Here is a 13,805-nt window from a genome sequence, read left to right on the forward strand (position 1 = left end):
GCCGCCCGGGCCGCCGCGGACGCCGGGCGGCCAGCCCGCGCAGCAGCAGCCCCGGCACGGTGCTCGGCGGGCGGCCGCCGGCCAGGTCCGCGGCGAGCGCCGAGTCGGGGCACAGGTGGCCGGTCACCGGGTCGAGTTGGTACGCCTTCTCGGTGACGGTCAGCGTCACCACCCGCACCGCCGGGTCGGCCAAGAGCGCCACTACGGCGTCCGGGTCGCTGGCCGCGTGTCGTACCCCGCTCAGCGCGCCAATCACGCGGGTGGCGCTGCCGCCGGCGGACAAGGCACTGACGCTGAACAGGTTGTCCTGCGCGGCGAGCGCCTCGACCAGGGCGGTGCTGCGTGGGGCGACCGCCAGGATGCCCCAGTCGCCACCGGCCGCGCCGATCGCGGCCTCGGTGTAGACCGCCTGGTGCGCCCGGTGGAACGCACCGAGACCGAGGTGTACGACACCGGTCGGCACGGTGCCCGGACGCACCAGCGGTCGGGCCGCGGCGGGCAGCCGGCGCAGCACTCCCAGGCCGAGCCGGGAGGCGCCGTCGGTCACCGCCACGCCGGGCCGTCCGGGAAGCGGAACTCGGCGATCGACGCCGGCTTCATGGTGGCGCTGTAGCCGGGCCGCTCGGGCAGCAGGTAGCGGCCGCCACGGGTGCGTACCGGGTCGACGAAGTGCTCGTGCAGATGGTCGACGTACTCGATCATCCGCCCGTCCAGGCCGGTGCCCACCCGCAGGTAGTCGAAGATCGCCAGGTGCTGGACGTACTCGCAGAGGCCGACGCCGCCGGCGTGCGGGCAGACCGGCACCCCGAACTTCGCCGCCAGCAGCAGCTCGGCCAGGACCTCGTTGACCCCGCCGACCCGGCACGCGTCGATCTGCATCACGCCGATCGCCTCGGCCTGGAGCAGCTGCTTGAAGATCACCCGGTTGGCCGCCACCTCACCGGTGGCCACCCGGCACCGGCCGTTGGTCAGCTCGTCGACCGCGCGGGCGATCCGGGCATGGCCGAGGATGTCGTCGGCGTGCGTCGGCTCCTCGATCCAGTACGGGTCCACCTCGGCCAGCACGGTCATCGCGGTGATCGCCTCGTCGACGTCCCAGACCTGATTGGCGTCCATCATCAACAGCGCGTCCGGGCCGATCTCAGTCCGGATGATCCGTGCCCGGCGCAGGTCGTCGGCGAGCGGGCCGCCGACCTTCATCTTCATCGCCCGCCAGCCGTCGTCGTACGCCTGCCGGGTCAGCGCCCGCACCTTGTCGTCGGGGTAGCCCAGCCAGCCGACGGAGGTGGTGTACGAAGGGAAACCGATCTGCTTGAGTTCCGCGAGCCGGCCATCCCCTCCGGTTGATCCCTTGTCGAGGATGGCTGCGGCGTCGTCCGGGGTGAGCGCGTCGGTGATGTGCCGGAAGTCGACGCTGGCGACGAGGTCGTCGGTGGGCAGCTCGGCGAGGAACCGCCACATCGGCTTGCCGGCCAGGGTGGCCCGCAGGTCCCAGACAGCGTTGACCAGCGCCCCGGTCGCCATGTGGATGACGCCCTTCTCGGGGCCCAGCCAGCGCAGTTGCACGTCGGCGCTGAGCGAACGCCAGAACGCCACCGGCTCGGCGGCGATCTCTTCGATCGTGCGCCCCAGGACGTGATGGGCGAGCGCGCGGACCGCCGCGCAGGTGATCTCGTTGCCCCGGCCGTTGGTGAAGGTGAAGCCGGCGCCGGTCGGCCCGGCGTCGGTGCCCAGCTCCACGTACGTCGCCGAGTAGTCGCCCCGGTTGACGGCGTCGGAGCCGTCACCCCGCGCGGCGGTCGGGAACCGTACGTCGTGCACCTCGACGGAGGTGATCCGCACCGTCACTGGTCAGCCTCCCCGAAGTTGAAGACCCGCTTGGGCAGCCGGTACGCCAGGTCGACGATGGTCTCGGCCGCCTCGTCCATCCGAAGCCGGTGCTCGGCGACCAGTCGGGCCAGGAAGCCGGCGTCCACCCGGCGGGCCACGTCGTGGCGGACCGGGATGGAGCAGAACGCCCGGGTGTCGTCGACGAACCCGGTGGTGTTGTAGAACCCGGCGGTCTCGGTGACCGTCTCCCGGAACCGGCGCAGCACCTCGGGGGAGTCCAGGAACCACCAGGGCGCGCCGAGCAGCAGCGCCGCGTATCCGCCCGCGAGGGGCGCCAGCTCGCGGGTGAAGGTGTCCTCGTCGAGGGTGTAGAGCACCACCCGCAGCCGGGGGTCGTTGCCGTAGCGGTCCAGCAGTGGGGCGAGCGCGTGCACGTACTCGGTGGCCTGCGGGACGTCCCCGCCGACGTCGCGGCCGTGCCGGGCGTGCAGCCAGCGGTTGTGGTTGCGCATCGCTCCGGGGTGCAGCTGCATGACCAGGCCGTCGTCGAGTGACATCCGGGCGAACTCCATCAGCATGTGCGCTCGGAATGCTTCGGCGTCGGCAGCGTCGGCCTCGCCTCGCCGGCCCCGGTCGTACAGACGCTCGGCCTCCTGCGGGGCCAGGTCCAGGGTGCGGGCGGTGGGGTGGCCGTGGTCCGACGAGGTAGCGCCGGCGGCGATGAACGCGGCCCGGCGCGCCCGCAGCGCCGCCAGGTAGCCGGCGTACGTGCCGGTGTCCTCCCCGGCCAGCTCGCCCAGCCGGTCCACGTTGGTCGACCAGCCGTCGAACTCCATGTCCACCACGTCGTCCGGGCGGAAGGTGGTGACCACCCGCCCGCCCGGCCCGCCCCAGCCGTCGGCGGCGAGCTTGGCGTGCTGCCCGAGGTCGTCCAGCGGAGACTCGGTGGTGGCCAGCACCTCGATGCCGAACCGCTCGAACAGCGCTCGGGGTCGGAAGTCCGGTTCGGCGAGGCGGGCGGCCAGCTCGTCGTAGAGGGTGTCGGCGGTGGCCGGGCCGAGCGGGGTGTGCACCCCGAACACGGTGCGGAAGGTCTGCTCCAGCCAGAGCCGAGACGGGGTGCCCCGGAACAGGTGCCAGTGCGCGGCGAAGCGCCGCCAGATTTTCCGGCCGTCGGTCTCCACCGGGCTGCCGTCGCGGGTGGGCACGCCCAGGTCCGCCGGGGGTACGCCCTGGCTGAGCAGCATCCGGGTCAGGTAGTGGTCGGGCACGATGAGCAGCTGCGCCGGGTCGGGGAACGGCTGGTCCTCGGCGAGCAGGGCCGGGTCGACGTGCCCGTGCGGCGAGATGATGGGTTGCTCCGCGGCGAGGGCGTACAGCTCCCGGGCAAGCGCGCGCTGGCCGGGTTCGGGCGGCAGGAGCAGGTCGGTGTTGTCGAACGTGGGCACGGGGATGGGCTCCTCGTCGGTGGGTCAGCGGGGGGTGAGCAGGTCGGCGACCCGGACCGGTTGACCGGTCTCGAAGGACAGGTTGGCGGCCAGGCCGGTGAGCAGGGCCAGGGCGCCGTCGTCGGCGGTCGCGGCGCGGTCCAGTGGGTCGGCTTGACCCCCGAAGAGCACGCCGGTCATCCGGGCGTCCGCGCCGCCGTGTCCGTGCCGGGTGCGCCCCTCGACGGGGATCTGTCGGGGCGGCTCCCAGAACGGGCGCAGGGTGAGCGTCGCGCCGCCGCCCTCGGCCGGCGCCTCGGCACCGTGCAGCGCGGCGCCCTTGACCGCGCCGGCGGTGCCCCGGTCGACGAAGTCGTTCTCGGTGACCTCCAGCTCCAGCCGGCCCCGGCTGCCGTTGACCATCACCCGATAGCCCTCCCAGGGGGCGTACGCGGTGAGGTGGTAGGTCATCGTGGCGCCGGTGGAGTAGCGGGCGAGCACCGCCATGTCGTCCTCGATGCTCACCCCGGGGGCGAACACGTTGCGGTCGCGCTGGTAGCCGTCGTCGGCCTCCGCGTCGAGGTAGAGCTCACGCAGTCGAGGGTGCCCGTCCAGCCGCAGCGCGAAGGGGTCGTCGACGGCGGCGGGGGAGCCGTGCGCCCGGTCGTAGTCGCGGGCGTAGCCGTGCCGGCGGCCGTCCTCGCCGTAGAAGAAGAGCCGCCCGGCCGCGTACACCTCGACGGGGGTGGCGTCCAGCCACCAGTTGACCAGGTCGAAGTGGTGGCTGGCCTTGTGCACCATCAGCCCGCCGGAGACGGCCTTGTCCCGGTGCCAGCGGCGGAAGTAGTCCGCGCCGTGCCGCACGTCGAGCAGCCACTCGAAGTGCACCGAGCCGATCTCGCCGACAGCGCCGTCGGCGAGCAGTCGGCGTACCTGCTCGTGCAGCGGGTTGTAGCGGTAGTTGAAGGCGACCGTCACCCGACCGCCGGTCTCCGCCACGGCGTCCAGGATCCGCCGGCAGCGGGGCGCGTCCACGGTCATCGGCTTCTCGGTGATGACCTGCCGGCCGGCGCGCAGCGCGGCCACCACGTACTCGTCGTGGGTGACGTCGACGCTGGTGACCAGGACGACGTCGACGCGCTCCTTGTCCAGTATGGCCGCGAAGTCGCCGGCCGGGTACGTGGGCACCGGGCGGTGGCCCAGCTCGGTGAGCCAGCGGTTGTGCGCGTCCATCCGGGCCTGGTTGACGTCGGCGAAGGCGACCAGCTCGGTGGTGTCGGCGTGGTCGAGCACCAGGGCCCGGACGAACATCTCCGCCCGCGCGCCGGTGCCCACGACGGCGTACCGGACCCGGCCGTCCGCTCTCGGTGACATGCGGTCGCCTCCCCGGTGATCCTGCAAAGGTTTGCAGTGAAGTAATCACGGTCGATCCGACGGCGTCAACGACGACGACGTAATCGGCGGTTAATGTCCGTATTTGCGAGGCATTAGGTCACCAGGGGGAGTGCGGACGCAACAAAGCCGTAACCATTCACCGTTGACACTGGAGCAACCGTTTGCATTAATTGGCCACACCCACGTGACCGCCACCACATCGGACGAAGGGGCCGCCGTGCCTGTCACCATCCGGGACGTCGCCCGGGCGTCCGGTGTGCACATCTCCACCGTGTCCCGCACCTTCTCCGCTCCGCACCTGGTCAACCCGGAGACCCGGGTCCGGGTGCTGGCCTGCGCGGAGGATCTGGGCTACCGGCCGAACCGGGCCGCACGAGCCCTGATCACCGGGCGGACGCACAACATCGGGCTGATCATCGCGGACATCGCGAACCCGTTCTTCCCGCCGCTGATCAAGGCGGCGGAGAGCCAGGCCCGGCACCGCGACTACCACGTCTTCGTGGCCGACACCAACGAGGACCCGACCGCGGAAGAGGAGCTAGTCCACGCGCTGGCCAAGCAGGTGGACGGGGTGCTGCTGTGCAGTCCTCGGATGAGCAACAGCCTGATCGAGCAGCTCAGCCGTGAGGTGCCGCTGGTGGTGGTGAATCGCCAGGTGACCGGCCTGCCCTGCGTGCTGATGGACGTCGGGCAGGGCGCCCGGGCGGCGATCGAGCACCTGGTCGGCCTGGGGCACCGCAGCATCGCGTTGCTCGGTGGCCCGCGCAGCTCGTGGACCAACCGGGAGATGCGCCGAGCCGCCGGCGCGGCCGCCCGGGCGGGTGGCGCCGAGCTGACCCTGCTCGGCCCGAACGCGCCGACCGAGACCGGTGGGTCCGCGGTCGCCGAGCAGGTGCGGCGCAGCGGCGTGTCCGCGGTGCTCGCCTACAACGACCTGATGGCGATCGGCCTCATCGAGGGGCTGGACGCGCTCGGGGTCCGGGTGCCGCAGGAGGTGAGCGTCGTCGGGGTCGACGACATCGCCCTGAGCCGGCTCACCCGCCCCAAACTGACGACGGTGGCCACACCCACCGGGGCCGCCGGCCGGACGGCCGTCGACATGCTGCTGCAACAGGACACCGAGTCACCGCGCGGCGCGCGAGGGCTGGGTGCCGGCACAGCGCTCGGCGTCCGTCGTACCACCGCACAGGTAATGCTCCAGACCGACCTGGTCATCCGCGACTCGACCGGCCCGGGCCCGCACGCCCGACCGGCACGTCCCCTGGCCGCGCCGCGTGGCCCGGACCCGCATTGCCCTGCGGGCCCGGGCATCCCGACCGCGGCCACCGGTGACGCCGTCGCCTCCTAATGCCGAGGAGTGAGCGCACATGCACCCCGCAACGCCCCCCACCACTGACGCGTCCGTCGGGCGCAGTCACCGTACCGCGCTGCCTCGGCGGCGCCTGCTGCGTGGCCTGCTCGCCGTGACGGTCGCCGCACCGCTGATGTTCGGCGCCGCCGCCTGCGGCGGAGACGACGACCCCGCCGCCGATCCGAACGCTCCGGTCAAGCTCTCCATCTTCTGGTGGGGCGGCGACGCCCGGGCCAAGCTGACCGAGGACGCGCTGGCTCTCTACACCAAGAAGCACCCGAACGTGACCTTCGAGAAGACCTGGCAGGCCAACCAGGGCTACTTCGACAAGCTGGCCACGCTCACCGCCGGCGGCAACCCGCCGGACCTTTTCCAGATCGACGACAACTACCTGGCCGAGTACGCGGCCCGCAACACCACACTCGACCTGACGTCCTACCAGGAGTCCGGCAAGCTGGACACCTCCAAGTTCCCCAAGAGCCTCTGGCAGTACGGCGTGGTCGACGGCAAGCTAGCCGGGCTGGCCGCCGGGGAGAACACCCAGGGTCTGGTCTACAACAAGACGCTGTTGACCAAGAACAGCCTGCCCGAGCCGACCACCGGGATGTCGTGGGAACAGCACATCGCCTGGGCCGAGGAGGTTGCGAAGAAGACCGGCGTACCCGGCACCCAGGACCCGAGCGCGGACTACAAGGCGCTCTGGGTCTGGCTGCGCCAGCAGGGCAAGGATCTCTACAAGGGCTCCGAACTGGGCTTCACCGCCGAGGATGTGACCAAGTGGTTCGACCTCTGGAAGGGCGCCCGGGACCGCAAAGCCACCCCGACCGCCGACGTCATCCACGAGGGCAACTCCAGTGACGTCACCAAGCAGCTGGTGGTCACGGGCAAGTCGGCGACCTCCTGGGTCTGGGCCAACCAGATGCCGGACCTGAAGAAGAACACCAAGGACGAGTTGGGCGTGATCGCCTACCCCGGTGACCCGAGCGCGCAGTGGGCCCGGGCCTCGATGTACTGGTCGGTGTTCAAGGGCAGCAAGAACAAGGATGTCGCGGTCGACGTGATCAACTTCCTGAACAACGACCAGGAGGCGGTATCGCTGCTCGGCACCGACCGCGGCCTGCCGTCCAACCTGGACCTGCGTCGGGTGGTCAGTGACGACACCACCGACCCGGCCATGAAGCAGTCCATCGCGGTCGAGGCGGAGCTGACCCAGAAGTTCGGCGAGTCGCCGCAGGTGCCGATCAAGGGGCACAGCAAGGTCAAGTCCGAGCTGATCAAGGCCGCCGAGAACGCGCAGTACGGCCGGGCAACCCCCGCCGAGGCCGCCGCCCAGTTCGTGCAGGCGGCCAAGTCCGCCATCGCCTGACCGACCCGCAAGGCGAGGAGAGGAGCAGTTCGTGGCGTTGACCACGGCGCCCGACCCGACCCGACGCGGCCCCGGATCCGCCCGGGCCCATGCCGAGAGGCGTGGGCCCGGACGCCTCCGGCACAGCGAAGGTCTGGCGGGGTACGTCTTCCTGTCGCCGTGGCTCATCGGCCTGATGGGCGTCACGGCGATCCCCATGCTGCTGTCGCTCTACCTGAGCTTCACCAACTACGACATCCTCACCCCGTTCTCCGAGGTGGAGTGGGTGGGGTTGGCCAACTACGAGCGGATGTTCACCGCCGACCCGTCGTACTGGCACGCGGTGCGGGTCACCCTCACCTTCGCGCTGATCGCCGTGCCGCTGAAGCTGGCCGCGGCGCTCGGCGTGGCGTTGCTGCTCAACCGGGCCTGGCGCGGGGTCGGGCTGTTCCGCGGGCTGTTCTACCTGCCGTCACTGCTCGGCGGCAGTGTCGCGCTGGCCATCGTGTGGGTCAACATGTTCAACCGCGACGGCGCGTTCAACTCGCTGCTGGGCCTCTTCGGCATCACGGGCAAACCGTGGGTCAACGACCCGGACTGGGCCCTGGAGACGCTGATGGTGCTGGCCATCTGGCAGTTCGGCGCGCCGATGGTGATCTTCCTGGCCGGGCTCAAGCAGGTGCCCACCGAACTCTACGAGGCCGCCTCGGTCGACGGGGCCGGCCGGTTCCGCCAGTTCCGCAACGTCACCCTGCCGATGCTCTCCCCGGTGATCTTCTTCAACCTGGTGCTGGAGACCATCAACGGCTTCCAGGGCTTCACCGCCGCGTTCGTGCTCAGCAACGGCACGGGCGGCCCGGTCGACTCCACCCTGATGTACACGCTCAACCTCTACATCACCGGCTTCACCGACCTCGAGATGGGCTACGCCTCGGCGATGGCCTGGGTGTTCCTGCTCGCCATCGCGGTGATCACCGCGATCTTGTTCAGCACCGGGCGGTTCTGGGTGCACTACTCCGACGGGGAGGACCGGTGATGGTGACGGTGACCCCGACGGCCGTTGCGCCGACCGGAGCAGCACCGAGCGCGCGCCGACGGCCCGGCGGTCGGCCCGTGCTGCGGCTGCTCATCCTGGTGGCGATCGTCGCCGTGGTGCTCTACCCGCTGATCTGGATGATCGGCACCTCGGTGAAGTCCCAGGAGGAGATCGTCAACAACGTCGGGCTGCTGCCCGAGCGGTTCACCCCGGGCAACTACACCGCCGGGTGGTCCAACTTCGACGTCAGCTTCGGCCGGTTCTTCCTCAACAGCGCCATGGTCAGCCTGCTCACCGTCGTCGGCAACGGGATCTCCTGCCTGCTGGCCGCGTACGCCTTCGCCCGGCTGCGGTTCCGGCTGCGCGGCATGTGGTTCGCCGTCATGATCGGCACGCTGCTGCTGCCCCAGCACGTGCTGATCGTGCCGCAGTACATCCTGTTCCGGACGCTGGGCCTGGTCGGCGGCGAGTGGCCGTACCTGCCGCTGCTGATCCCGCAGTTCCTGGCCACCGAGGCGTTCTTCGTCTTCCTGATGGTGCAGTTCATGCGGGGCGTCCCGCGCGAGCTGGACGAGGCGGCGCGAATCGACGGCGCCGGCCCGTACGGCATCTTCCGGCACATCATCCTGCCGCTGAGCCGACCCGCGCTGGTCACCACGGCGATCTTCTCGTTCATCTGGACCTGGAACGACTTCTTCCGGCAGTTGGTCTTCCTCTCCCAACTGGAGGACTACACCGTGCCGGTCGCGCTGACCCTGTTCATCGACTCGACCAGCCAGAGCGCGGTCGGGCCGATGTTCGCCATGTCGGTGCTGTCGCTGCTGCCGGTCTTCCTGTTCTTCGTCGCGTTCCAGCGGATGCTCGTCGAGGGGATCAACACCAGTGGCATCAAGGGCTGAGCGGGCGGACACCGCCGGGCGACGGGACTGGCGCGACGTCGTCCGGGACGCCGCCGACCTGGCGCTGCTCGGCATCCTGCTGGTGCTGGCGGCGGCACCCCTGCTGACCGTCGCCGCGGCGGCGGGCACCGCCAGCGCGGCGGTGCACGATTGGACCCGTACCGGCACGTGGCCGATGGCGCGGACGACCCTGCGCCGGTTCGGCCGGTCGGTGCTGCCCGGCATGCCGGTCAGCCTGCTCGCGCTCGCCGCCGCCGGACTGCTCGCCGCCGATCTGGCGGCGCTGGCCACCGGCCGGGTGCCGGGCGGCCCGCCGGCGCTGCTGGTGACCGCGCTGGTCGCGGCCGGCCTGGCCGGGTACGCCGGGCTGGTCGTCGTCGAGGTGGGCGGCAACGGGGGCGGGCGGTGGCGGGCCGCGGCCCGGTCCGCCGCCCGCGCCTGCCTCGACGCGCCCATCCGCTGGGCCGCGCTCACCGGGGTGACCGCGCTGGCCGGGCTGCTCGCCGTCCTGATCACCCCGGTCGCGGTGCCGGTCCTCGCCGGCTACACCGTGGCCGCCCTGCACGCCGTCGCCGGCCGCCGGCCGGTTCCCGCCCATCCGGAGCTGCCGTGAGCGCCGGGCACGATCCCGCGCGGCTGCTGGTCGACGGAACGGAGGTGGCCCGGTACGTGGTCGACCCGGCGCTGGACGCGCGGCACGGTCCACGGCCGTATCTGCACCCGGTACGCACCCTGGGCGGCACGGTCGTCACCGACGCGCTGCCCGCCGACCACGTGTGGCACCTCGGCGCCTCCCTCGCCGTGCAGGACGTCAACGGCAGCAACCTCTGGGGAGGGCGCACCTACGTGCGCGACGTCGGCTACACCTGGCGCGACGACCACGGGCGGATCGCGCACACCGGCTGGTCGGAGCGGGCCGCCGACCGGCTGGAACACCGGCTGGAGTGGCGCGACCCGCACGGCCAGGTGCTGCTGACCGAGCGTCGGCGCCTCGCCGCGTCGATGCTCGCACCGGAGGTCTGGCGGCTCGACCTGGACACCGCTCTCACCGCCCCCGCCGATCGGGAGGTGTGCCTGGGCAGCCCGGCCACCAACGGTCGCCCCGGTGGGGCCGGCTACGGCGGGTTCTTCTGGCGGGCCGCCGCCGACGGCGAACCGGTCGTGTTCACCGCCGACGCCATCGCGGAGGAGGCGGTCAACGGCAGCGCGGCGCCGTGGGTCGCGTTGACCGGCACCGGGCCGGGCGGTGGGGCGTACACCCTGGTCTTCGCGGGTCTCGGCCCGGGCGACCGGTGGTTCGTGCGGACCGCGATATATCCGGGGGTCTGCGTGGCGTTCGCGTTCGATCGCCCGGCCGTGGTGCCGGCCGGCGGGACCCGGCACGGCCGGTACCCGGTGTGGGTCATCGACGGGACACTCGACCGGGACGGGGCCGCCGCCCTGGTCGGCGCGGGGACGTGACGGCGGAGACGGTCAGCGGGAGCGGTCGGTCAGCGTGCGGACGGCCGCCTGGTACGCGCCCTGGGTGTGGTACGGCCAGTGCCGCTCGATCGGCGGTGGCACGGTGTCCGTCGGGTCGACGGTCAGGCTGCGGGGATCGCGGAGCCGGATGTCGACGTCGCCGGCCGCCGCGACGTCGCCGGCCGGCGGCGCCCCCGCGTCAGGGGGAAAGATCGGCCCGCCGATCGGGTCGGTGTCCCGCCACAGGTTGCGCCAGCGCCACCCGATCCGCTCGCCCAGATCACAGAGGGTCTGCGGTCCCAGGTACGCGGGGTAGAGCCGTGCGTAGGTGCGCCGCAGCGGCGAGCCGTAGGTCAGTAGCGATACCCGGGCCAGCGCGGACGGCGGTAGTTGCAGGACGGTGGCGGCGGCCAGAGCCGAGCCGTGGCTGTGCCCGGAGAGGATCACCGGCCCGTGCGCGGTGAGCCCGGTGACGCGCTTCGCCAACTCCGGGACGGCGCGGGCGGCGTAGCAGGGCGGCGCGAACGGATGAACCGTGCGGGGCCAGAAGGTGCCGAGGTCCCACAGCACCGCCACGACCCGCCGGGTCTGCGACGACCGGTACGCGCGGAAGCCGAGGATCAGGAGGCCGATCACCAGCAGGCTGATCACCCAGACACCCGCGTCGGTCACATACGCCGTCAGCAGGGCCACCGCGCCTCCGTTCCCACCGACGTGGGCGGCGAGTTGGGTGGGGCCGATCCCGATCACGTCGAGGGCGACGGTCGCCAACCCGAGCGACGCGATCAGCAGGAAGGCGATCAGCATCGGTCCCAGTTCCTCGGTGACCCGGGACCGGGCGATGGTCTCCCGGACCATCCGTAGCCGGTGCGCGTCGTCCGACGGTACGTCCGGGTAGTCCCGCTCGACGACACGTGTCGCCATCCGCCGTCGTCGCCGTCGGCTGAACAGGAGGGTCGCCGAGGTGACGGCCGCGCCGATGAGCAGCGCGGCGAGCCCGGCGAGCGCCGCCCACCAGTAGGCGACCGGCGGCTCCAGCGGGCCGACGGTCGGCGGGTTGGGCCGGATCGGGTCGGGAATGTCGCCGTGGTCGAGGGCGTCGGCGACCCGGTAGACCAGGGTGGCGGTGAACGCCGCACCGACGCTCACCGCGGCCGCCGCCATGATCGGGGCGCCGAGCCCGCGCAGGAACGGGCGGTCGGTGCGGACCTCACGCTGGCGGACGTACGTGACGACGGTGAGCACGACGAGCAGGACGCCCTGCGCGGCGACCACCCCGGCGGCGGCGCTCTCGTACCCGGGCAGTGTGCCCGAGCCCGACGGTGCCGCACCGGCGAGCACGGCCGAGCCGAGGCACAGCACGCTCACCGCCACGGTGGCCGCCCACAGCGGGAGCAGGACCCGCCGGGCACCAGCCGAGGTGGGCGGCGTGGGCAGGCAGAGCAGGACCACGCAGAACGCGAGCAGCCCGCCCGCTGCCACGAACAGCGCGACGTGTCCCGGTGTGGCCCCGCCCGATGAGATGCCTCCGAGCAGGCTGAGGTTCAGCGTGCCGACGCCGAGCGCCACGTGGATCTGGCGCAGCCACCCGATCGTCTGCTCGTGCCAGAAACCCGCGTCGGCGAGGCCCTCGACCCGGCCGTCGGAGGGCGGCGGCGCCGCCGGTGGATTGAACCCTTCGAGCGCCCGCGCCGACCGGATGCTGATCGCCCAGACGACCCGCAGCGCGAGCAGGGGGACGACCGACAACAGCGCCAGCCGGGGGCCGGACGGCAGCGCGTACAGCCAGGCCAGGTAGGGACGGCTGGCTCGGCAGCCGGGGTACGGCACGCACTGCCAGCCGACCAGGTCCAGCGTGACGCCCGTGATCGCCAGCACGAACGTGGCGGTGAGGGTGCCGGCGAGCAGACGGCACAGCACGCTGAGCAGCGCCCACCGGTCACGCCCCGGGGGGCGCAGCCAGATCGCGAGGTTACCCAGCATGAAGGGCAGCAACAGCAGCATCGAGGCCGTCCGGACCGCCGCGCCTGCGGTCAGGGAACCCCAGCGGTACGCCTCGACGGCGACCCCGGCGGTGGCCCCGCCGGCGGTGCCGCTCCCCGGTCGGGGCCGGAAGAAACCCGCGTGCGTGTCACCGGCGACGCGGACCACGATCGGGTGGTCGAGGATCCGTTCCGCGGTCACCCCGGAGATGCCGTGTACGCGCAACTCCACCGCGTCGCATCCCGGCGTCCTGTCCACGCCGTCAGGGTCACAGACAATCCGCCGGGCCGTTGCCGATACCGCGAACGTCAGCGGGCGGGCAGGGCTGCGGTCACCCGGACGGCCTTGACGATCGCGGGGATCGAACCGATCAGCAGTACCAGCCCCCAGATGATGGCGACGATGGCGAAGACCACCGCCGCGACGTCGTCGACGATGCTGACCAGGATCACCGGCACCAGGTTGTGCAGGAACTCCAGCACGACCGTGCACAGCAGGGTGGTGAGCATCAGCAGGACGAGGCCCTTGTTCTGCAGGAAGCGCGGCTGGGCCAGCACCAGCAGCCCGGCCCAGACCAGCTTCAGCAGCAGCACCAAGCCCAACAGCACCGCCGCCTCGCCGACCGGGAAGAACCCCCACAGGGCCAGGTAGGCCAGCGTGCCGAACGGCGCGGCCAGGAACAGCGACACCATGATCATCAGTTCCACGAACGCGATGAGCAACGCGATCAGCCCGACGATGATCAGGATGATCGAGAAGATCAGGCTGGCGACACCCTGCACCCGGCCCTGAATCCGTTCGGGCAGCAGCAGACCCAGACAGAACAGCCCGGTGCTCCAGACCGCCACCGCGTCGATCAACGCCAGGTAGCCGGTGCCCCGACCGGACGGCTCACTGACCCCGGACACGTCGTCGAGCTCGACGTCCAGCGCGCCGGCGCTGTCCGACAGCGCCGCGCTGGCGTCGGCGCCCCCGAGCAGCAGCCCGGCGCCCAGCTCCACCCCGATCGCCAGGACGATGGCGAGCATCGCCAGCAGCAGGAACGGCTTGCGCAGGTCACCCACGTCGGCACCTTCCT

General features: G+C 71.9%; 12 protein-coding genes. 6 read left to right on the top strand and 6 right to left on the bottom strand.

Annotation, left to right across the window (positions count from 1 at the left end):
* The 4 genes from ACWD6N_RS26970 to ACWD6N_RS26985 all read right to left on the bottom strand — a co-directional run.
* On the bottom strand, positions 1 to 553 hold a 553-nt coding region (locus tag ACWD6N_RS26970; RefSeq protein ID WP_450005243.1), incomplete at its 3' end, for a mannitol dehydrogenase family protein.
* The gene (locus ACWD6N_RS26975) at positions 544 to 1,848 is read right to left on the bottom strand and encodes an enolase C-terminal domain-like protein (protein ID WP_354962309.1); all 1,305 of its coding nucleotides are present in this window, start codon (positions 1,846 to 1,848) and stop codon (positions 544 to 546) included. The genes ACWD6N_RS26975 and ACWD6N_RS26970, both read right to left, overlap by 10 nt.
* Complete coding sequence (gene uxaC / locus ACWD6N_RS26980) at positions 1,845 to 3,278, bottom strand: glucuronate isomerase (protein WP_354962308.1); 1,434 nt, start codon at positions 3,276 to 3,278, stop codon at positions 1,845 to 1,847. The genes ACWD6N_RS26975 and uxaC overlap by 4 nt, the downstream gene beginning before the upstream one ends.
* 24 nt (positions 3,279 to 3,302) lie before the next feature.
* Positions 3,303 to 4,631 carry a Gfo/Idh/MocA family protein gene (locus ACWD6N_RS26985; protein WP_450005244.1) on the bottom strand — a complete coding sequence of 443 codons (1,329 nt, stop codon included), beginning with the start codon at positions 4,629 to 4,631 and terminating at the stop codon, positions 3,303 to 3,305.
* Between the two features lie 238 nt (positions 4,632 to 4,869).
* Here ACWD6N_RS26985 and ACWD6N_RS26990 point away from each other — a divergent pair, with 238 nt between their 5' ends.
* Genes ACWD6N_RS26990 through ACWD6N_RS27015 form a run of 6 tightly spaced genes read left to right on the top strand, consistent with a single transcriptional unit; the run spans position 4,870 to position 10,744 of the window.
* The gene (locus ACWD6N_RS26990; RefSeq protein WP_354962306.1) at positions 4,870 to 6,000 is read left to right on the top strand and encodes a LacI family DNA-binding transcriptional regulator; all 1,131 of its coding nucleotides are present in this window, start codon (positions 4,870 to 4,872) and stop codon (positions 5,998 to 6,000) included.
* A gap of 19 nt (positions 6,001 to 6,019) precedes the next feature.
* Positions 6,020 to 7,369, top strand: a complete 1,350-nt coding sequence (locus ACWD6N_RS26995; protein ID WP_354962305.1) for an ABC transporter substrate-binding protein — start codon at positions 6,020 to 6,022, stop codon at positions 7,367 to 7,369.
* Between the two features lie 31 nt (positions 7,370 to 7,400).
* Positions 7,401 to 8,384, top strand: a complete 984-nt coding sequence (locus ACWD6N_RS27000; RefSeq protein WP_354962304.1) for a carbohydrate ABC transporter permease — start codon at positions 7,401 to 7,403, stop codon at positions 8,382 to 8,384.
* Entirely contained in the window at positions 8,384 to 9,283 is a 900-nt protein-coding gene (locus tag ACWD6N_RS27005; protein WP_354962303.1) for a carbohydrate ABC transporter permease, read from the top strand. The genes ACWD6N_RS27000 and ACWD6N_RS27005 overlap by 1 nt, the downstream gene beginning before the upstream one ends.
* The gene (locus ACWD6N_RS27010) at positions 9,267 to 9,896 is read left to right on the top strand and encodes a hypothetical protein (RefSeq protein WP_354962302.1); all 630 of its coding nucleotides are present in this window, start codon (positions 9,267 to 9,269) and stop codon (positions 9,894 to 9,896) included. Before ACWD6N_RS27005 ends, ACWD6N_RS27010 begins: the two co-directional genes overlap by 17 nt.
* Positions 9,893 to 10,744, top strand: a complete 852-nt coding sequence (locus tag ACWD6N_RS27015) for a DUF6807 domain-containing protein (RefSeq protein WP_450005245.1) — start codon at positions 9,893 to 9,895, stop codon at positions 10,742 to 10,744. The genes ACWD6N_RS27010 and ACWD6N_RS27015 overlap by 4 nt, the downstream gene beginning before the upstream one ends.
* A gap of 12 nt (positions 10,745 to 10,756) precedes the next feature.
* Here ACWD6N_RS27015 and ACWD6N_RS27020 read toward each other — a convergent pair whose 3' ends face one another.
* The gene (locus ACWD6N_RS27020; protein WP_450005246.1) at positions 10,757 to 12,985 is read right to left on the bottom strand and encodes a hypothetical protein; all 2,229 of its coding nucleotides are present in this window, start codon (positions 12,983 to 12,985) and stop codon (positions 10,757 to 10,759) included.
* Between the two features lie 50 nt (positions 12,986 to 13,035).
* Positions 13,036 to 13,791: a hypothetical protein gene (locus ACWD6N_RS27025; RefSeq protein ID WP_450005247.1), complete on the bottom strand. Its 756-nt coding sequence runs from the start codon at positions 13,789 to 13,791 to the stop codon at positions 13,036 to 13,038.
* Positions 13,792 to 13,805: the final 14 nt, after the last annotated feature.

It is taken from the genome of Micromonospora sp. NPDC005163 (assembly GCF_053599835.1).

What these genes read in the sequence shown, in the direction of transcription:
- ACWD6N_RS26985 (WP_450005244.1), bottom strand. Translation starts at nt 4,631, where the DNA reads ATGTCACCGAGAGCGGACGGCCGGGTCCGGTACGCCGTCGTGGGCACC.
- ACWD6N_RS26995 (WP_354962305.1), top strand. Translation starts at nt 6,020, where the DNA reads ATGCACCCCGCAACGCCCCCCACCACTGACGCGTCCGTCGGGCGCAGT.
- ACWD6N_RS27005 (WP_354962303.1), top strand. Translation starts at nt 8,384, where the DNA reads ATGGTGACGGTGACCCCGACGGCCGTTGCGCCGACCGGAGCAGCACCG.